18 protein-coding genes and 3 pseudogenes are annotated in these 18,532 nt (G+C 61.9%); 11 read left to right on the top strand and 10 right to left on the bottom strand.

Annotated features, from left to right (window positions below; translation table 11 throughout):
- Positions 1 to 495 precede the first annotated feature (495 nt).
- Together QCM77_RS32600 and QCM77_RS32595 are read left to right on the top strand one after the other, a co-directional pair.
- Positions 496 to 1,614: an efflux RND transporter periplasmic adaptor subunit gene (locus QCM77_RS32600; RefSeq protein WP_279686206.1), complete on the top strand. Its 1,119-nt coding sequence runs from the start codon at positions 496 to 498 to the stop codon at positions 1,612 to 1,614.
- 10 nt (positions 1,615 to 1,624) lie between these two features.
- Positions 1,625 to 4,701, top strand: a pseudogene (locus QCM77_RS32595) (efflux RND transporter permease subunit).
- 271 nt (positions 4,702 to 4,972) lie between these two features.
- Here the strand turns inward: QCM77_RS32595 and QCM77_RS32590 are convergent.
- On the bottom strand, positions 4,973 to 5,257 hold the full coding sequence (locus tag QCM77_RS32590) for a hypothetical protein (RefSeq protein ID WP_279667434.1): 285 nt from the start codon (positions 5,255 to 5,257) through the stop codon (positions 4,973 to 4,975).
- 58 nt (positions 5,258 to 5,315) lie between these two features.
- Positions 5,316 to 5,621, bottom strand: a complete 306-nt coding sequence (locus tag QCM77_RS32585) for a GlsB/YeaQ/YmgE family stress response membrane protein (RefSeq protein ID WP_279686205.1) — start codon at positions 5,619 to 5,621, stop codon at positions 5,316 to 5,318.
- Between the two features lie 494 nt (positions 5,622 to 6,115).
- Here QCM77_RS32585 and QCM77_RS32580 point away from each other — a divergent pair, with 494 nt between their 5' ends.
- The 6 genes and pseudogenes from QCM77_RS32580 to QCM77_RS32555 all read left to right on the top strand — a co-directional run.
- Positions 6,116 to 6,802 (top strand): alpha/beta fold hydrolase, encoded by a 687-nt coding sequence (locus QCM77_RS32580; protein WP_279686204.1) that lies wholly within the window; start codon positions 6,116 to 6,118, stop codon positions 6,800 to 6,802.
- A 263-nt stretch (positions 6,803 to 7,065) separates the two neighbouring features.
- Positions 7,066 to 7,371 (top strand): hypothetical protein, encoded by a 306-nt coding sequence (locus tag QCM77_RS32575; protein WP_279667431.1) that lies wholly within the window; start codon positions 7,066 to 7,068, stop codon positions 7,369 to 7,371.
- Positions 7,372 to 7,759: 388 nt separating this feature from the next.
- Positions 7,760 to 8,218, top strand: coding sequence for an OsmC family protein (locus tag QCM77_RS32570; protein WP_279686203.1), 459 nt, complete (start codon positions 7,760 to 7,762; stop codon positions 8,216 to 8,218).
- A 253-nt stretch (positions 8,219 to 8,471) separates the two neighbouring features.
- A complete protein-coding gene (gene bfr / locus QCM77_RS32565) occupies positions 8,472 to 8,954 on the top strand; it encodes a bacterioferritin (RefSeq protein ID WP_279667429.1) in 483 nt (160 codons plus the stop codon).
- Between the two features lie 447 nt (positions 8,955 to 9,401).
- Positions 9,402 to 9,857 (top strand): YybH family protein, encoded by a 456-nt coding sequence (locus tag QCM77_RS32560; RefSeq protein WP_279686202.1) that lies wholly within the window; start codon positions 9,402 to 9,404, stop codon positions 9,855 to 9,857.
- Positions 9,812 to 10,075, top strand: a pseudogene (locus QCM77_RS32555) (helix-turn-helix domain-containing protein); the annotation flags it as partial. The gene QCM77_RS32560 and the pseudogene QCM77_RS32555, both read left to right, overlap by 46 nt.
- Positions 10,076 to 10,084: 9 nt before the next feature.
- Here QCM77_RS32555 and QCM77_RS32550 read toward each other — a convergent pair.
- Positions 10,085 to 10,369 (bottom strand): DNA -binding domain-containing protein, encoded by a 285-nt coding sequence (locus tag QCM77_RS32550; RefSeq protein ID WP_279686225.1) that lies wholly within the window; start codon positions 10,367 to 10,369, stop codon positions 10,085 to 10,087.
- Between the two features lie 511 nt (positions 10,370 to 10,880).
- Here QCM77_RS32550 and QCM77_RS32545 point away from each other — a divergent pair.
- The 3 genes from QCM77_RS32545 to QCM77_RS32535 all read left to right on the top strand — a co-directional run bounded on the left by QCM77_RS32545 (position 10,881) and on the right by QCM77_RS32535 (position 13,102).
- Positions 10,881 to 11,102 (top strand): hypothetical protein, encoded by a 222-nt coding sequence (locus QCM77_RS32545; RefSeq protein ID WP_279686201.1) that lies wholly within the window; start codon positions 10,881 to 10,883, stop codon positions 11,100 to 11,102.
- A gap of 466 nt (positions 11,103 to 11,568) precedes the next feature.
- Positions 11,569 to 12,189: a type IV toxin-antitoxin system AbiEi family antitoxin domain-containing protein gene (locus QCM77_RS32540; RefSeq protein WP_279667426.1), complete on the top strand. Its 621-nt coding sequence runs from the start codon at positions 11,569 to 11,571 to the stop codon at positions 12,187 to 12,189.
- Positions 12,179 to 13,102 carry a nucleotidyl transferase AbiEii/AbiGii toxin family protein gene (locus tag QCM77_RS32535; RefSeq protein ID WP_279686200.1) on the top strand — a complete coding sequence of 308 codons (924 nt, stop codon included), beginning with the start codon at positions 12,179 to 12,181 and terminating at the stop codon, positions 13,100 to 13,102. The genes QCM77_RS32540 and QCM77_RS32535 overlap by 11 nt, the downstream gene beginning before the upstream one ends.
- A gap of 314 nt (positions 13,103 to 13,416) precedes the next feature.
- Here the strand turns inward: QCM77_RS32535 and QCM77_RS32530 are convergent, their stop codons facing one another.
- The 7 genes and pseudogenes from QCM77_RS32530 to QCM77_RS32500 all read right to left on the bottom strand — a co-directional run bounded on the left by QCM77_RS32530 (position 13,417) and on the right by QCM77_RS32500 (position 18,491).
- The gene (locus QCM77_RS32530; RefSeq protein ID WP_279667424.1) at positions 13,417 to 13,728 is read right to left on the bottom strand and encodes a DUF736 domain-containing protein; all 312 of its coding nucleotides are present in this window, start codon (positions 13,726 to 13,728) and stop codon (positions 13,417 to 13,419) included.
- 468 nt (positions 13,729 to 14,196) lie between these two features.
- Positions 14,197 to 14,468, bottom strand: a pseudogene (locus QCM77_RS32525) (hypothetical protein); the annotation flags it as partial.
- On the bottom strand, positions 14,468 to 15,394 hold the full coding sequence (locus QCM77_RS32520; RefSeq protein ID WP_279686199.1) for an ArdC family protein: 927 nt from the start codon (positions 15,392 to 15,394) through the stop codon (positions 14,468 to 14,470). The pseudogene QCM77_RS32525 and the gene QCM77_RS32520, both read right to left, overlap by 1 nt.
- Positions 15,395 to 15,732: 338 nt before the next feature.
- Positions 15,733 to 16,320 carry a hypothetical protein gene (locus tag QCM77_RS32515; RefSeq protein ID WP_279686198.1) on the bottom strand — a complete coding sequence of 196 codons (588 nt, stop codon included), beginning with the start codon at positions 16,318 to 16,320 and terminating at the stop codon, positions 15,733 to 15,735.
- Between the two features lie 394 nt (positions 16,321 to 16,714).
- Positions 16,715 to 17,128, bottom strand: coding sequence for a hypothetical protein (locus QCM77_RS32510; RefSeq protein WP_279686197.1), 414 nt, complete (start codon positions 17,126 to 17,128; stop codon positions 16,715 to 16,717).
- Complete coding sequence (locus QCM77_RS32505; protein ID WP_279686196.1) at positions 17,125 to 18,018, bottom strand: DUF7007 domain-containing protein; 894 nt, start codon at positions 18,016 to 18,018, stop codon at positions 17,125 to 17,127. The genes QCM77_RS32510 and QCM77_RS32505 overlap by 4 nt, the downstream gene beginning before the upstream one ends.
- A complete protein-coding gene (locus QCM77_RS32500; RefSeq protein WP_279686195.1) occupies positions 18,015 to 18,491 on the bottom strand; it encodes a UCP036055 family protein in 477 nt (158 codons plus the stop codon). The genes QCM77_RS32505 and QCM77_RS32500 overlap by 4 nt, the downstream gene beginning before the upstream one ends.
- Between the last annotated feature and the right edge of the window lie 41 nt (positions 18,492 to 18,532).

Below are 18,532 nucleotides of genomic sequence, written 5' to 3'. Positions count from 1 at the left end.
GGTACAATTGCGCATGGGTAACACCGTACGGCGGGGCCACATGAGTTCCAATTTCCGGCGCGCGGCAAACCCTGCTGCGGTGGCGGAAGCGGCCCGGCGCCTCAACGCGGACCTGAGAACGGCGCGAGGAGTGGCTCAGGCAAGATACCGGCTGCCAGGCGCTCTCGCTGTCGCTCACCATTCCGGTCGATGCACGGGCGGCCTTCGTAGCGTGGGTTGCCTCCGGGCGTTCCTGATGCCCAGCCAGCCTACGGTCTCAACCGGCCTCCGGGCTATGAACTCTGGCCGCGGATCGCGACGATTTGTTAGGCAGTTCCCGCCGTGAAAGAGGTGTCGGGAACCGTCGCCTTCAATAGTCGTTTCGAGATCAGTCCTGGAACTGCATCTCGGAAATCGATGGGGGACGAAGCGCGGCGCGGGCGCCACAACTGATGGTCAACGGCAATGAAAAGCGCCGTTCCTTCCAAAAGCCAGACCTCCCGGATGCTTCGACGCATGGCCATCATGCTGGTCGCCGTCGGACTGGTTTTGGGGTCGGTGTTCGGGTTTGAAGCTTTTCGGGCCAGAATGATCCAGAAGTCGATCGCCGGACTGCGCAACCCGCCGCAGACGGTTTCCACGATCACAGCCGGCACGCAGCGGTGGCAGGACCGCCTGGAGGCCGTGGGTAGCACCCGGGCGGAAAAGGGGGCCGACCTCAGTTCGCAGGTCGCCGGTACAGTCAAAGCCATCCACTTCCAGTCCGGCGAAGAAGTCGAGCAGGGAACATTGCTCGTCGAGCTGGAAGACGCCGATGACGTCGCGCATTTGCACGCTCTGGAGGCGATGACGGCGCTGGCGCAGCTCAACTACGATCGCGACGTCAGGTTGCTCAAGAGCCAATCCGTAAGCCAGCAGACTGCTGATACGGACCTGGCAACGCTCAAGAACGACCAGGCGCAGGTTGCGCAACAACAGGCGCTTGTCGGCTACAAGTCGATCCGAGCACCTTTCTCCGGCCGAATAGGCATCCGTCAGGTCGACCTCGGCCAGTATATCGCGCCGGGGACGCCGATCGTAACGCTGCAGAAGCTCGATCCGATCTTCGTGGATTTCTACCTGCCGCAGCAGGACCTGGCAAAGATCAGGGTCGGCCAACCCGTCATTGCGAAGGTCGACACCTATCCGGATCAGACATTCATCGGCACGATCATGGCGATCAACTCCCTCGTCAATACGGCGACCCGGAACGTCCAGGTCCGGGCGACATTCAAGAATCCCGACGAGAAGCTGCTGCCGGGAATGTTTGCGACCGTCGATATCGATGTGGGGACGCAGAAGGATTACGTGACGCTGCCGAAGACGGCGATCTACTACAACGCGTATGGAGATATTGCCTATCTGATCGAAGATGCCGGCGGGGACGAGAGTGGGCAGGGGCAAAAGATCGCGCACCAGGTCTTCGTGAAAGCCGGCCAGACCCGCGGCGACCAAGTCGCAGTGCTGGATGGAATCAAGCCTGGCGATGTCGTGGTCACGGCCGGGCAGAACAAGCTGCACAACGGATCGCCGGTCCAAATCAATAACGAAGTCACCACGCCTTTCAGCGCGAACCCTCAGGTCTCCGAACAATGAGAGGCCTGCCATGAACTTCACCGACCTCTTCATTCGCCGGCCCGTTCTTGCCACTGTGGTCAATCTGATGATACTCGCGCTCGGCCTGCGCGCCATGAGCTCGCTGCCTGTGCTGCAATATCCGCGCACGCAGAATGCGGTCGTCACCGTTACTACCACCTATTACGGCGCTGCCCCCGATGTGATCGCCGGCTTCATTACAACGCCGCTCGAGAACGCGATCGCCCAGGCAAACGGCATCGATTACATGAGCTCGAATAGCGCAAGCAGCGTCAGCACGATCACCATCAACCTCCGCCTCAACTACGATGCCGACAAGGCACTGACGGAAATCAACACCAAGGTCAGCTCGGTGCTCAACCAGCTTCCCTTAGGGTCGCAGCAACCGGTACTAAAGGTGCAGATCGGTCAGACGATCGACGCCATGTATCTCGGCTTCGACAGCGACGTGCTGGGACGGAATCAAATCACCGATTACCTCACCCGCGCCGTTCAGCCGAAGCTGCAGGCCGTACCGGGCGTTCAGACTGCGGAAATTCTGGGCGGACAGAACTTTGCCCTGCGGGCGTGGCTCAACCCGAAAAAGCTGGCTGCTTATGGCCTCAGCGCCGCAGATGTAGCGGCGGCGTTGACGCAGAACAATTTTATCTCCGGGCTCGGCACCACCAAGGGACAGATGGTGGAGGTGAATCTCACAGCATCGACCGGCCTACATTCGGAGAGCGAATTTGCCAACTTGATTGTCAAGCAGGCGGGTGGCGCGATCGTGCGATTGAAGGATGTCGCCAACGTCTCGCTCGGCGCGGACGACTACGACACACAGGTCGCATTCGACGGCAAGCCGGCGGTCTATATCGGCATCCAGGTGGCGCCGACTGCCAACTTGCTCGACGTGATCGCGGGCGTGCACCGGATCTTCCCGGGCATACAACAACAGCTGCCCAACGGACTGCACGGCCAGATCGTTTACGATTCCACCAAATTCGTGCGCTCGGCGATCTATGACGTCGTGCAGACGCTCGTCGAGGCCCTGCTGATCGTCAATCTCGTCGTGTTCCTGTTCCTGGGGTCGGGGCGTTCCGTCCTGATCCCGATGGTCGCGATCCCGCTGTCGCTGGTGGGCGCCTTCACCATGATGCTGGCGGTCGGTTTCTCGATCAATCTCTTGACGCTGCTGGCGCTGGTGCTTGCGATCGGGCTCGTGGTCGATGATGCCATCATCGTCGTCGAAAACGTCAACCGTCACCTTGAGGCCGGCAAGACGCCGGTCGTTGCGGCGATCGAGGCGGCGCGAGAACTCGGCCGCCCGATTGTTGCTATGACGGTTGTCCTTGTCGCAGTCTATGTCCCGATCGCGTTCCAGGGCGGTCTGACCGGGGCGCTGTTCACGGAATTCGCATTCACCCTGGTCGGCACGGTGACAATATCGGCCGTTGCCGCGCTGACGCTGTCGCCGATGATGAGTTCCCGTCTGCTCAAGCCGCATGGCGCAACGCGCGGTTGGCAAGCACGATTCGCTGCCCTCATTGATCGCCGTTTTGAGGCGCTACGTCGTCTCTATCTGAGCTGGCTGCACGGCAGCCTCGACTATATACCTGTAACAGGCGTCTTCGCACTGCTCGTGCTGTCCAGCATCTATTTCCTTTATGCAGGCACCAAGAGCGAACTCGCTCCCCAGGAAGACCAGGGTGTGGTGATTGCGACGTCCACGTTGGCGCCGGACGCGACCTTACAGCAAAAGGTGCTGTATGCGCGGCAGGTCTTCCAGATCATGAAGAAATATCCGGAAACCGATCACGTCTTCCAGATCAACTCGCCTGCGCGCGTGGTCTCGGGCATGGTGCTGACGCCGTGGGACGAGCGCACAAGGACGAGCAACCAGCTGCAGCCGATCGTTCAGCAGCAACTCGACCAGGTTGCCGGGGCGCGGATCGCCGCCTTTCAGCTGGCTCCGCTGCCGGGCAGCCAGGGGCTGCCGATCCAGTTCGTGATCAAGACGACCGATTCGTTCGACAAGCTCGACGATGCCGCCCAGCAGTTCCTGAAAGCTGCGATCGACAGCGGAATGTTCATCTTCCTCGACGCGGATCTGAAGATCGACAATCCCGAAGCCGTCGTCGAGATCGATCGCGACAAGGCTGCGCAACTTGGGCTCAAGATGAGCGATGTCGGCAACGCGATGGGGGCGATGCTGGGCGGTGGGTATGTGAACTACTTCAGCCTCGACCAGCGTTCCTACAAGGTAATCCCGCAAGTCCAGCGACGGTTTCGTCTGAATACCGATCAGCTGCTCAACTATTACGTGGCCACCGTTTCGGGCATTCCCGTGCCGCTGTCGACGATCGCGCACATCGCGACCAAAACGGTCCCGGAGACGCTTAACCATTTCCAGCAGCTGAACAGCGCCACCATTCAGGGCGTTGCGGCGCCCGGCGTAGCGCAGTCCGACGCCCTGGACTTCCTCAGCAATCTTGCTGCCAAGAGTTACCACGAGGCTACACCGTCGATTATAGCGGCTTGTCCCGGCAATATATCCAGGAATCCTCCGGCTTTGTCGCCACGTTCGGATTTGCGCTGGTGATCATTTTCCTGTCGCTCGCGGCGCTGTTCGAAAGCTTCCGCGATCCATGCATCATATTGGTATCGGTGCCGATGTCGATCGCCGGCGCGTTGATCTTCGTGAGCCTTGGCATGGGCGGCGCATCGCTGAACATATACACCGATGTCGGCCTGGTGACGTTGATGGGCCTGATCAGCAAGCACGGCATTCTGATTGTCGAATTCGCAAACGAGCTGCAGCGCGGCGGCATCGCCAAGCGCGAAGCAATCGAGCAGGCGGCCGGAATCAGATTGCGGCCGATCCTCATGACCACCGCGGCAATGGTCTTTGGCGTGGTTCCACTGATCCTCGCAAGCGGCGCTGGGGCGGTCTCGCGTTTCAACATGGGACTTGTCATCGCAAGCGGACTCTCGATCGGTACACTGTTCACGCTCTTCGTGGTGCCGGCCATTTATCTCCTGATCGCGACCGATCATTCCCTAAGTACAAGTGGCGCAGGACGCATCACAGCTTGCGCCGTCAGGTGATGAGGCGAGGACAGTCTGACCGGGCAACCCCTCATCGGTGCGGCCCGCAGAGTCTGCAGTCGGCTTCACCTGTACGCGCGAACGGTACAAGCAACCCATGTGCGCTGTCAGACTGTGACTCGACACCGACGCATGACCGCTCCAATGTCATGTGAATCAGTGACTTATCGTGCCGATTGGCGTCGGGCCCCCGCGCCGATTCACAGCCGGCTGCCAACGGCAGAAAGCATGACGCGAAATCAGACCGTCAGAGCACCTCGCGTCCGCAAAGTCACTTTGTCATGCAATTATAAAGAAAGGTCCAGCTTTTCCGACCCGAAAGCTTTTTCTGGTCCGCCTGCTTTTGACAATCGGACCATTTCGCTTTCTGTTGTGACCATTCCGCCTTTGCCGCGGTCCACTGCCGTTGGCTCCACTTCGAGACATCTTCCATTTTCGTCGTTACAGTTGAACCCGGCTTCGATTCTTGCTGCGTCTGAGTTTGAGCCAATGCAGCCGGTGTGGCGAGTTGCGCCAGGATGATTATCGGCAGAATTGAAGCGCGCAATCGTGGCATGGGTTGACAAACCTCCCGCAATATTGGCGCGCGCCTGTCCTGAGTTACTCGGATCACCTCATAGTCGCCAGCGTCGCCACGGAAGGCCCCATCGTCGTCGTGGAAATCCCCCGCTAACCAGCCTGATAATGAGCAAGAGCACGACGGCGCCGATAGTGGCGACAATGATGGTGCTGAGGAGGCCATTGCCGATGTGGATCCCCAAGCGGGGCAACAGCCAAGTGCCGATAAGAGCGCCGACAATTCCAACGGCAATGTCACCGATCAGACCCAAGCCCCCGCCCGCAACAATCTTTCCCGCTAACCAACCTGCAATGAGGCCAGCCAGCAAGATGATGAGGAGACTTTCGCCTGAAATGAACATCTTGGCCTCCTTCGGTCGAAAGGGTCGGCCGATATGATGTGCGCAAATAACTGCGAACAGCCGCCAGAGTTCCTGCGGCGAAATACATCCGACGCTTGGCCTTAGTTTGATTGAGATTCGTCAGGCTCACTGAGAGGAAGGGCGCTCCAGCCCTTTGTCCATCAGCGGTCCTGGTATAATTGCCAGATCGAATTGTTCTCCACTCTCGATGAGCTGCTTGAGACTTCCAGTAACTCCGCTCTTGCTTGTCAAGATGTTGCCGGTATCGCGTTCCTGGTTGATTTTCTCTGAACGAACTTCTCCTTTCGGATGAACACTGGACTAAGCCTCGCGTTGCACGCAACGGAGCACCCCCCGATGGAAAACTTGCGGTTTCACCAGCCCAGAGCACAATGTCGTCTCGCGGCACTTTTTGAGGGACCGCGTTTCCGTTGCAGGGGTTCGCTGCCCGCGCCTTCGCGCAACTGGCCTGGCAGCAACGGAGGAGAATTTGCATGGGATCATTCGTCCTTGTCCCCGGGGCAGGCGGTATGGCCTGGTATTGGCACCGGGTGGTGCCGCTCATTCACGCGGCCGGGCATGCAGCCATCGCCGTCGATCTACCTGGGGACGACAGGCATGCCGGTCTCGCTGCGTATGCGGAGATCGTCGTCCGCGCGATCGCGGAACGACGCGACGTTGTTCTCATCGCTCAATCGCTCGCGGGCTTCACGGCGCCGCTTGTTTGCCTGCATGCGCCCGTGCGGATGCTCGTATTCGTCAATGCGATGATCCCAAAGCCCGGCGAGATGGCTGGCGCATGGTGGGACGCCACAGGAGCTGTCGAAGCGCGGAAGAAAGCCGCGGGGCGCCGCGGCTATGCGACGGAGTTTGATCTCGCGACCTACTTCCTGCACGACGTACCGGAAGATGTGCTGCGCGCCGGTCCGCCGCAACCGCGCGAGGAAGCCGAGATTGTTTTCGGCGAATTCTGCCGTTTCGAGCGCTGGCCCGACATTCCCGTTCACGTTCTGGCGGGAAGAGACGACCGCTTTTTCCCGATCGAATTTCAACGGCGAGTTGCACGTGAGAGGCTCGGCAAGGAGGTGGACGAAATTCCCGGTGGCCATCTGCTGGCGCTGTCAAATCCGAAAGGGCTGACTGAACGCCTTCTCGCCTATGAGAGCGGCCTGACGAGCTAGTCCTCGCGCAATGAGTGAGTAGCAGCCTGAATCCGGTCTATTGGCAACCGAGGGCCGCATCGTCATCGCCATTATCCGGCGGATGATCGGCAAGGCCACGGCGCATGTCAGCTTTTGACGGAGTGGCGGCCAGCTTCCACGGATCAGCCTGATCTGATCGACGCGAAAAGTGGGGGCGCCTCGTTCGATCGAGGACTACCCGGTGGAACCCTCAGGGTTCGCGCCCGTTGCATCTCCAAATCAAGCCGAGGGAGGACTTCCAAATGATGAAGATCGCTCTTTCTGTGGCCGCAGCCGCAGCGGTACTGCTGACTGCCCCACTCAGCACTCCGACGAAGGCCGAGGGCGTCAAGGTGGCCCAAGGCGTCGATGTTCAGGTCGGCCGGGACCGCGACTACCGCTACGATTACGATAGGGAGCATCGCCGACGGTATGACTCCGACACCACAGTTGGTGTCGGCCCAGGTGGTGTCACCATCGGTCCACGACGGCACTGTCGCATGGAAACTACCACGGTTGAACGGGACGACGGCCGCATGATTACGCGCAGGGAGCGCCGCTGCGACTGAGAACGCGACGCGTTGCGTGAGGGGTCGGCAGATTCGTGCGCGCTACAGCGGAGGCGAGCGGGCAACATCCGTCTTCGCAATCACGACCTCGCGGAGCAACCCGTCGTGGCCAAACGGCAGCAGGCGCTGTTCAACGTCGCGCAGCATCATGTCGACTTTGTCCCCGAGTGCCGCAGGCGATGAAGTCGAAAAAGTGAGTGTGCGGGGTAGGCCAAGTCCCTGGCGCTCAATTCGTGACTGCTTTCGGCCGCGATCGGCTCCTCGATGCGAAATCGTGTGCCGGCAAGAACGGCCGAAAGATCCTGACGATGACGTGTGAGGTCGGTGGCGCCCTACCGAGCGAGACGACGCCAGGGCCCGTTCGGCGACAGCGGTCTCGGAGGTTTCCGTGGAGACAAAGAGAGCCTACAAATCTTTTCGCTACAAGGCCAACACCGCCTGGAGTTCCGCGCGGCGGGGTACGCTTTCGGCGTCGGGAAAGCCACACATCAGCGTTGGCAGCCCGCCGGAGTTCAAAGGTGCGCCAGACATCTGGGCGCCTGAAGAGCTAATGGTGGGTTCGGTCAATACATGCATGATGCTGACGTTCCTTACGCTCGCCCATGCCAAAGGTCTGACGCCGGTCGGATATGAAAGCGAAGCTGAAGGCCTGCTCGAAAACATCGAAGGCAAGTACCGCATCACGGAAGTCATCGTTCGACCTCGCGTAAGCCTCAAAGGCAAAGCCGAGATCGAGCGTGCCCGCGAAATTATGGAAACCGTCGAAACGCAGTGTTTCATCTCCAATTCGATAAAATCGAAGGTCACGCTCAGTGCGGAGTTTGTTGTTGCTCCCTCGCCGAAGTGAAAACGAGTAGCGTCGGCTGCACGCGTCCGGGATTTGGCTCGAAACGGTCGTTCCAACGTGGCCGCCGAATCCGCCCTTTCGAGGAACCTAGACTAGCCTTGCGTCGCGGCCGACGGCGAGCGGTAGACGCCCCAAACTGCTCGAACCGCTAGCGCAGACGCTCTAAACTTTCCGGTGTCTTGGTCAAACACCAAATTCCAGCCGCTCACACAACAAAACCGATTCAAGTGGCACCCGCGAAGAGGAGCAGAGCATGAAGGGCGATATAAAAGCTATCGAATACCTCAATAAAGCGCTGCGCCATGAGCTCACCGCGGTGAACCAGTACTGGCTGCATTATCGCCTGCTCGACAATTGGGGCTACAAGGTACTGGCCAAGACTTGGCGCAAGGAATCGATAGAAGAGATGCAACATGCCGACAAGCTCATCGAACGCATCATCTTCCTCGACGGATCTCCCAATATGCAGACGCTAGAATCCCTTCATATTGGGAAGACCGTGAAGGCCGTGCTCGATAACGACTTGCAAGCCGAATTGTCGGCGCACTCCCTCTACACTGAAGCCGCGACCCATTGCCATTCGGTAGAGGACTACGTGACACGAGATCTGTTTGAGCAACTCATGCACGATGAGGAAGAGCACATCGACTTTCTGGAGACCCAGGTCAAACTCGTCGCGAGGATCGGCCTTGAGCTATACAGCCAGCGTCATATCGGGGAGCTCGACGAGGACTGAAGCGCTAACGACTACTTCTGGCCCGAGCCGAAGACCCTCGAACTATCCGCACGTTCGCAGTCACCGGTAGACCGGACTTCCCTTGCGCGGACCTCCATTGCCGCCTGTGACCCAACTGCGACATCGAACTGATAAATGCCGAGTGCGGGTTGAGCAGCGTTTCCTACTCGCCGCCCGACGCGACGTGCCAATAGCGGCGGGCGCGTGGCATCCCATGGAATGCAGAAACTCTCCTGAGTTTCTGGAGATAGGAGTCGCTGTCGGATATCTGCTTGGGGACAATCGCCACAAGTGTTTGTCGAACCGATCAAAGCTCCAGATTGCAAGGTCGCGCCCGCGACCTTGCAGAGCGTCGTCCGGTTCCCACTTGAGCGGCGCTTTAGGGTACACCACCGTGGTGTTAGTTCTTCACACGCTTGCAATAGCAAATTGAAAAGGGAGGATTTCATGCGTTTGATTCACGCAGCGGCGTTCACTCTTTGTTTGCTTACAGTCGCTCCGGTGGGGTCTTTTGCCGGTGACCCCAAGAGCGATGTCTCGTCGGCTTACGCAGCATTTGATACGGCGTTCAACAAGGGCGACGCGAAGGCCGTTGCCGCCTTATATCTGCCGAACGCGAAGGTGCTACCGCCAACTCACGAGGTGGCGTCGGGTCCGGCGGCGATCGAAAAGTTTTTCGCCCGGCTGCACGCCAACGGCGTAACGGACCACAAACTTGAGGTGATCGACGCGGGTGGTGATGACAAGGTCGTCTATGGCTCGGCAAACTGGAGCGCCAAAGGCAAGGACAAGGATGGCAAGCCAGCGACCTTCTCTGGCATCGCCACCCACGTGTTCGAGCGTCAGGCGGATGGTTCGCTGAAGCTGAGGCCGCCGGTCTTAAGGACCACGACCGCTGGCTAAACCAGAAAACCCTGCTCGCCCGAAAACTCGCTGGCCGCCGCGCCACTTCAAAACTGCCGGCGCTGCTCGACTATGTGCTGACCCGGCCGATCGCCTCGGCCGGCATGATCGCGGCCGAACTCAGGATCACGCCGCGCGCCGCCCACGATCTCATTGCCGAACTCTGGCTGCGTGAGGCGACCGGACGGGGACGCTATCGGGCCTGGGGAATCCTGTAGGGCGCAGAGTCAGTGCGGTGCCCCGCCACGAAGCAGATGGCGATAGCCGTGCTCTGTCATCCAGCGGGCGCGAGCGAGATGGGTTTCCCACGCCCGGCGCGCCCGATCCGGCTCGCGATCGGGATCGGGATCGAGATGCAGCACGATCCGCGCCACCTCGGCCCAGCCGGCGCCGTCCCTTTCGGCGTCGAGCAGACGGAGATACGTGATCAGGTGCTCCTCATCATAGCCGGTCAGGATCGGCGCGCTCGGCGCTTCATCGGTGACATCAGGATCGAGCGGCGGTTTCTGCATGGGGCGAATTCGCTGGCAAGATTGCTGCGACTGAAGCGTAGGCCAGTTGCTGCCCCGGCGAATAGATCGCAATTGCGCACCACGTGGTGCCTGACCGGCATCGCCGTCGCGCATTGCGGATTCTTCCCTGATGCGCTCGACCAGCGCGTCGAGCACACCTCGGGCACCGCTCGATATCTTCAATTTTCAGCTCCAGCGATGATGTCCTGGACGATCATCCGCTCACCGATACTCGGTTTATCGATAGTGCTGAGCCGGCTTGACGGCGTCAGGAGTCTTTCTCTCCCAACTCTACCGGCAAAGCCGGTCTGCACCTTCTCGGCCGTTGCGGGGTTCCCGGAGAGGTCAGTCGAAACCTGAAACGGCCGGTACTGTCCGTATTTGGCCCTTGGTGTCCTAAGTGGTGAGCAGTGAGCAGTGTCCTAATTAGCTTTCTCACGGTAGGTTTCCGACCATGAACGTTGTTCCATGCTATAAGAGCGGAACTTACGCTCGGGCTGAGAGCGGGACGATGCCAATCAATCGGTTGTTGAAGGACGGCAGACATACGCCGGATCAAATCGAACTTCTGAACAAAGCATTCAACGTCGCTCTACACTCGCTGAGCTTGGTTGATCGTAACGACCCACTTTGCGAGATGGTGGCCCGCATGGTTATCGAGGTCGGCGCGACCGGCATTAGCGAGCCGCACAAGATCGCAGAAATCGCCGTGGAGCGGGTCGGCCTAGCTTGAGACCGCCTCAGTTGGCGGCCTCTTTCATTTGTCGGGCTCAAGACCCCGGCCAACATCTTCCTCCATCATCTCATGAAGCATCGCGCGCCGTTTGGCTCGGCGCTTTGGGTTGGGAACTGGCGAACCGATAATTGGTCCCCTTTGGGTGCCTTAATTCCCATCTGCGAGGGCCCAAAAGAGACGGCCCCAGCTGGGGGCTTTGGGGGCTGGAGGCTGGAGCCGCTCTCTAGATCGGGACGCGCGGGCACCCGACTGTTCTAAACGGTCCCAGTTCCCCGAGGGTTCCAAGCCGGGTGTCCCCTCCGAAAACGTTTGGATTAATGTTAATTATCGTAGTCCGACTACGACTTTAGCATTCAATTCAAGCTGGTGGCCGATGATCCTCGCGAAATTGGATTTCCGAGCTGGCAATCGTGTGATAAAACCTCTGCTATTGTCTGAGATGACAAAGGAAACGTCACCTCCCATGACATCCACCACCGCGCAGCGACTTCGTGCGCTCGAGCTCCTGAAGGTCCGGGGAATGCTCCGGCTGAAGGAATTCGTTGCTGAGGGCATTGGGCCGGAAACGCTCGCCCGTCTCGTCCGAGAGGAAGCGGTCGTCCGCCCGGCGCGCGGCCTCTACCAGCTCCCGGACACCCAGGTCGAGGCTGCCCATGCGCTTGCCGAAGCGGCTGTTCTGGTTCCCAAGGGGGTGATCTGCCTGATCTCGGCGCTCCAATACCACGAACTGACGCTGCAGATGCCATCGGCAGTATGGATGGCGATCGACCGTGCTGCCTGGCGACCCAAGATCAACTACCCGCCGATTCGGTTCGTGCGCTTCACTGGATCGGCGCTGACTGAAGGGGTCGAGCGTCACAGCATCGAGAATGTCGACGTTCCCATCACAGATCCCGCGCGGACAATCGTCGATTGCTTTCGCTACCGCACCAAGGTCGGTCTCGACGTCGCAATGGAGGGGCTGCGCGAGGGCCTCCGCCGCCGCCGGTGCAAGCCGGACCAGCTCTGGCGTTACGCGCGCAAGGCGCGGGTCTGGTCGACTATGCGCCCTTACGTCGAAGCGATGGTGTCTGATGCCGCGTGAGCCCCGCAACATCGGCGCCTCAGTACGAGCTCGGCTCCTTGATCGGGCGCGCGCTGAAAGATCGGATTTTCAGATTCTCCTGACGCGATATGCGCTCGAGCGTCTGCTCTACCGGCTGAGCGTCTCACCGCATCGTGACCGCTTCATCCTCAAAGGAGCAATGCTCTTCGTAACGTGGGTCACTGACCCGTTCCGGCCTACGCGAGATCTGGATCTGCTTGGCAACGGCGACAACGATGCCGAGGCCATTGCCGAAACCTTTCGGTCCATTTGTGCGCAGCCGGTTGCCGATGACGGCATGACGTATGACATCGTTGCGTTGACGGCCGCCCCGATCCGCGACGAGACGGAATATGGTGGCGTGCGGGTCCGCACGACGGCAACCATCGCCGGCGCTCGTATTTCGATCCAGGTCGACATTGGCTTTGGAGACGCGATTACTCCTGCCGCCGTCGAGATCGACTATCCCGCCCTGCTCGACGCCCCGGCGCCGCATCTTCGAGCCTATCCTGTCGAGACGGTGGTGGCCGAGAAATTCGAGGCGCTGGTTACGCTCGGCGTGGCCAACAGCCGGCTCAAGGATTTCTATGATCTCTGGGTGATCTCCCGAACATTCGAGCTTCGCCGGACCGCCCTTGTCGAGGCCGTTCAGCGGACCTTCGAACGACGCGCAACAGTGCTTCCGTCCGATATTCCTGTTGGCCTGACCGATGCATATGCGGAGGCATGGGCCGCTCAATGGCGCGCCTTCCTTGGCCGCGACCGGATGGCAGCCGCACCGGATGTTTTCGCCGTTACCGTCGCCGATCTGCGCGTCTTCCTGATGCCGCTGGTCGACGGATCGAAGGAAGAACGAATTTGGCGGCCGAGCGGGCCGTGGACACCGGAAGTAGCAAGCTCTGTCAGGCCTTGATGGTCGATCGTTCTTTGCCGCCGTGCAGGTTCGCGTTGAAAAGTGCGGCGCGGGCGCTCTGAGATTCGGGTTTCTACCGGATCGGGAGCGGTGTGGCCTGCAGCCAACGCCGTGCAATAGACGCCAGCGCGGTTGACGGCATAATTCGCGATCGGCGCGGTGGCCTCAGCCCGCGGCGATGACCTCTGCCAAGCGCTCAACCGGCACCCTCGGACGCCGGCGGCCTGTCGCCAAGAATCGAGCGCGCGCCGATGTGCTGGCGGTGTCCACGCAGAAACGGCCCCGCCTTTCGGCGAGGCCGTTGCCGCGGGCCCTCAGTCCCGGCTGGGACGGGACCAGATGAGCTGAAGACCTTCCTGGCCCTCGACTTCGATCAAGGTGGCGTAGATCGGAGCCGGGAAGCTCGGATCATCCAGCTTGACCGAGAGGTAGTCGCGCTCGGTATCCCTGGCGGTCTTCTGCCACGCGGCGCCCAGCTCGACGTTGGAGGCGAAGATGCGGAAGTGCGGACCCTTCTCGGAGGGGTTCTCGACGCGGACCAGCTTGGCCTTGGCGTTGAGAGCGAGGGTGCGGATTGAGCCGGAGAAGCCGTTGCCGTTCGAGGTGAAGGTGCCGATGGTTGCCATTGTCGTGTCCTTTCAGTTTTTCGGGCCGCGCCTATCGCGACCTCGATGGCTGGCGACAGACCGGGGGCGCTCGACCCGCACCCCGAAGGGGCCGGCACGCAGTAGAGGGCAGCCAGGGCGCGACTTTCTTGTCTATCGCGAGGAATGACGGCAAAGCCGGCAGGGGAAGAAAGTCGAGACCGGCTATTGCGGGGATAAGAGCGAGGCGAAGCGCAAGCGACGACGGCCTTCGGTCAGACACGCCAAATCGAGGACGCAATGGGCGAGTTTCAAAAACGGACCATGTGACAACGACGGCAATCGAGTTGCCCCGACATCAGACAACGGATCTCGCCGATCGCCACGACCTCGAAACGCTCCGGGCCTGTATCGCGACCACCGGCTGAGGGATCCGGGCGCGCTGGTTTGCCGGCCGCCTTGGCGTGGTCGATCAATCGAGACCGAACGATACAACGTCAGCTATACGACAATGCGACGGGCGAGGCTCCCTGCCGATACGATGTGGACAGGAAGGGCAGCACGTTCGGCGCAGTCAGCCAAGCCAGATCGTAAACGGCGGTCGGCTCCCAGCCAGTGTCTGCGAAGATGGCACAATCGGGACTGATGATGCCGCGCCCGGCCATCAGCGCAAGCGTGGTGGACTGCACGTCAGCGCCGACGCTCAGCACGCGGAGGCCGATCGTGGCTTCGGAAGGCGCAGCGGTCAGCCGCTCGCAACGATCGAGACGTGACGTGCTCATCATGCCGCTTCCCCGATGTCGGCGGCCTTCGGCTGCAGTTCGTGAAGGTAGGCGACGGCGCGCTGCGCATGCGCGGCCGCTGCGAAGATGAAGCGCTTCTCATTGGACAAAACGTCCAACCAGGACGCGACGTAGCTCGCGTGATCCTGCCGCGGTTCGAGTTCGGGCACGATTCCGAGATCGGCACAGAGGAAGCAGCTTCCGAGTTCGGCAACCAGTTCTTCACGTGCGCGTTCGCTGCAATCTTTCGAGTAGCGGCTGAGATCGCGATTGGCGCGATGCGTCGGCGCCGTCCAATGCACGCATTCATGCGCGAGCGTGGCGGCATAGCTTTCGGCGTCACGGAAACTCTCGAACGGCGGCATCTGGATGATGTCGAACGATGGTGCGAAGAAAGCCTTGTCACCGCCATGCCGGATGGTCGCGCCGGTGTTGGCGAAGAAGGCGTCCACATGCGCGATGCGCTGCGCCGGCGTGATGGTCGGCGCCGGGCGCCCGTAATAGTGATCCGGCAGGTCGTCGATCTGATCGACGCAAAACACGGTGTAGGCGCGCAGGAACGGAACGGCCCGTTCGACTTCATCGCCATGCTCGTCGGTCTCGGTCTTGGTGATCTTGTTGGCGTAGACCACCATCGTTCCGCTCTCGCCCTTGCGGATATGGCCGCCGAGTTCGAGCGCCTGCTTGAACGTCATCCAGATCGGCGACGTGAAGCCGCGCGCGACGGCTTCCGACCACAGCAGCACGACGTTAATGCCCTGGTAGGGCATGCCGTTGTGACGCAGTGGACGCGTGATGCGCCCAGCCGCGTTGGCCGTATTCCATGGCTTGACCCACGGACGCACACCGCGCTCAAGGTCTGCGACGATGCGATCGGTGATCCGCGCATAGATGTCGGCGCGGGGTTTGGTTTCCTTACCAGTCATGATTCTAACCTCCGTTGGAGGCCGCGCCTGTCGCGGCCCGTCACGGCGGTCCGCTGCGAAGGCCTGCGGGGTCGCGCATCCGGTGACGCTGGTGGTCGGGGTGAGGGAGAGACGCCGGACCGGAACGCAGTGGAGGACGGCAAAGCCGTTGCGCTGCCGCGCCGGCCGGAGCATCGACCGAAAGCCGGTACGGGCCGCGACGTGCGCTCGATCCCGGGTCATTTCTGTTTGCTCGTTTGCGCCGTCGCGATGTGCGACATGAAAACGGCCGGCCCGCAGGGGTCGGCCGACATCGGATCGTGAACGAGAAAAGGGGGGCCGAAGCCCCGCCGGCGGCATCACCCGAACGCTGCCATCTGAACTTCGGCCGCCTTGCGGCTGACGGTCTCGCCCGGCTGATCGGGCTGGCGTTCGAACGGCTTCCAGCTCTCGCCGATGACGTGCTCGTAGGCGGCGACGGCGCCTTCGGCCGCCATGCGCAGTGCGTGCGCCTGGATGCCGACCTCGGCCGCGAATTCGCGCTTGCGCTGGGCCGCGGATTCGAACCCGACAGGTCCGTCGAGGTCCTCGTCGCGCGTGTCGTTGGCGAGCTTTGCCGTCGCCTCGCGCGCTTCGGTGACCGCGCGGCTGTAGAACTGCCCGGCGCCGTGGGCTGAGCCGACATAGGAGCCGACGATTCGCTGCAGGTGGATCTGCATGGCGCGTTCGTTGACGCCTTCGCCGAGCGCGTCGGCGGTCTCGCTGATGAGCCGCTGATGCAGGTCGCAGATCGCGTCGCTGTCGAGGACGGGGAGGCCGAAGCTCTCGGCGATGCGGGTGGCCTGGGCTGCGTCCGGGCAAACGAGCCGGACCATTTCGATGGTGGTGCCGCGGCGAAGCGGGACGACGCGGGCGTTGGTGCGGGGTGCGCGAGCGGTCTTGGTCATGGTGAAGTCCTTTTCTGGTTTCGCCGTCGGGTTCGGTCCGGCCCTGCCGGCTCTCCCCTCGGGTGCGGTCGCCCAGCGCCGCCGGGATGAGGGCCGCTTGAAGGTCCGCGCACCGCCAGGCGAGCAAGGTCCGGTTGCGGACAAGCGGGGTCCCAGGCTGCTGGGCCCTGCGCCGGACGCGGCCGAGCCTTGCCGAGATCGGCGGTCTCCGGTCGCTTGCGACTTGGCCTTGAAGCGGGCCGCCGGGGGCGCAGACCGCAGCAAACCCGAGGGGAGAGGCGACAGAGTACGGGCCTGGTTGGCGATACCGGAAAGCTTCGATGTGGCCTCCGCCGCTTCTGCGCCCTCAACGTATGACCGGGGATGCCGCGATGTATGCACCGGTGTTGGTCCGCTATGCCGCAGTGCCATGCCGCTTCCCCGGACGACACTCGGCCGGACTGCGACATTCGTCCTTGCGATGTACGCACTCCGGGTCGTCACGAGCGTGTCGAGACACCGGCGCGCGTCGAGCCCGGAGCGCCTCGATCGCGGCATCCTGCCGGGCGAGCTTGCGCGAGAGGGCATCGATCTCCGGCTGGCGCTCTGCGGTGATCGCCGCAAGGTTCGAACGGTAGCGTTCGAGGAAAGCCCTCGGGTCAGGCAGCTTCCCGCGACGGAATCCGAACCGCTTGCGGCCAAGCTGCGGGATCAGCGGCGTCATGCGGCGGATGATCTGCCGGTCGATCATGTCGAGCTGGCGTTGCGTCTGGCGCCGAGCCTCCTCCATGCGCGAAAGCTGGTCGAGGCGTTCGGAGGAGGCCTTCATGGCGATCTTCTCCCTTGCCAGGCGACGAAGCTCGACGGTCCGGAATAGACCGGGTGGCGAGTCTCATCGACGACGAAGCCGAAGTGGCCAATCCGGTACTCGTCGGACGGGACGAGGAAACGTCGCTCCTCAGTGCCTGCACCGCGTCTGCCGCCGGGCGTGGCGACGACTTCGACAAAGCCGGGATGCTGATCCGACGCGATCGCCGACACGACGATCCAGTCGCCAGCGTGCTCCGTCTCGAAGGCGCAGCGATCCTTCTCCCGGGATTCGCCCGGCTGGAGCACGATCCCGAAAATCGCCTCCCACGCAACGGGCCAGCGATCCCTGATCGTGCGCTCCGCGCAGCGTCGCTCGTAGCTCGTGAACAGATGCGGGAAGGTGATCGCCACGATCGCCCAGCCCTCGTCCTCCTCGTACCAGCCATCCCGCGCGCGCAGCATCGGATGGACGCTACGATTGCGTTCGGCGGAAAGGTGAAAGCCGCCGTGCGCTGCCGTCGAATGGCAGACGACGCCTTCGGCATAGACGGTCGCGCCCTGAGATGGGCCCCAAGGCGTGCGCGCCGTCGAGGCGATGTCGCGACGGCCGAGCGCACGCGCTTCGCGCTGGTGCTCGGCATTCTCCGCCACCTTCGCGCGGAAGGCGGCCTCGTCGGCGAGCTCGCCCGAATGGCCGTAGAAGTCGGAGTGCTTCCATTCGGCGATCGGCCGGCCGATGCGCCAGCCGGTCGCGAGATAGTGGCGGCCCTCGCGTGCCGGCAGCATGGCGAAGGCGGTGTCGGCAACGCGCGCGGCGAGGAAGCCATCGCCGCTGCGCCCGAACGCAACCTCGGGGAATCCGGCGGCCGAGTCATCGGTCATAGCGGTAGGGAGTGTGGGCGCGGTCATGCGGCTGTCCTCCCCTCCGCGACGTCGGCCACGACCGCCTCGGCCGTCACCTCGTCGAGAACGGCATTTGGATAGCCGTGGCTCTGCAGCCAGGTTTCGGCATCGGCGCGGCTGCCGGCGAGATAGACCAGCTTGGCATCCTCGCCGGGCCGGTCGAGCACGCGGACCGCACCGAGCTTCGGGCGTTCGGTCACGACGAACGCCAGGCCGCTATCGACCGGGAAGGTCCGGTGAACGCGAAGCACCACAACACCACCGCCGCCATCTTCGCGAGCGTGCAGCGTGATGCTCGCACCGATGACGGTGTTACCGACGCGGCGTTCGGGCTGCTTGCGGATCAAGCGACCGCCGCTATTGCGGTGTTCCCAGGCCGCGAGCTTCTTGCGCTGCCGCTCCGGCGGCCGCGGCGCACCGTCGGAAAACCGGACGAGCGAGCCGAGCGGAGCGAGGTCGTAGATCAATTGTGCGGACATGGACGTCCTCCTGTTCATTGGGCTGGAAACCAATCCGCCGC

It is taken from the genome of Bradyrhizobium nivariense (assembly GCF_029846695.2).
Classification (GTDB): Bacteria; Pseudomonadota; Alphaproteobacteria; order Rhizobiales; family Xanthobacteraceae; genus Bradyrhizobium.
This window is presented reverse-complemented; position numbering and strand designations above follow the sequence as displayed.